General features: G+C 57.1%; 1 pseudogene. It reads right to left on the reverse strand.

Annotated features, from left to right (window positions below):
* A pseudogene (locus A3730_RS32420) lies at window positions 1-403 on the reverse strand (peptidase M61); the annotation flags it as partial.
* Between the last annotated feature and the right edge of the window lie 224 nt (window positions 404-627).

Here is a 627-nt window from a genome sequence, read left to right on the forward strand (position 1 = left end):
TCACCGTTTGTTTATGGCGACCCTGCCCCCGGTACACCCGCGTGAGCGTTTGCCCAAGCAGCTCCAGGTAACTCTGCGGCGCAATCAGCCCTGTGCGGGTGAGGGAGAGATCGTCGTAATAACTGGTGATCCCTTCAAACGCCCACAGCAATTCGGTATGCACTTCCTGTGACAGATCAAAAGGGGTGAACGCAGCGGGCTTGATGCGCTTCACGTTCCAGGTATGAAAATACTCATGGCTGCACAGCCCCAGATAGGAACGATAGCCGTCGTGAACCTTGCCAGGCTCATCGCTGCGCCGAGGCAAATCATCGCGGGGGCACATCAGGCTGGTGGAATTACGGTGCTCCAGTCCGCCATAACCATTGCCGGTGACCAGCGTCATGAAAACATAGCGATCCATGGGCGCCGGCTCGCCAAACATGCGGATATGGTGTTCACAAATCGGTTTCAGATCCCGACAGAGTCGCGCCATATCGGCTTTATGACGCCCAGCCAACACCACCCAGTGCGGCACACCACAGGCTTCGAACTGGGCATACTCAAACGGCCCATTTCCACCGGGTGGTCGATCAGATCATCGTAGTTGTCCGCCAGGAACATACCGAAACCCAACTCCGAGCCGGA

This window comes from Alcanivorax sp. HI0044, assembly GCF_001634945.1.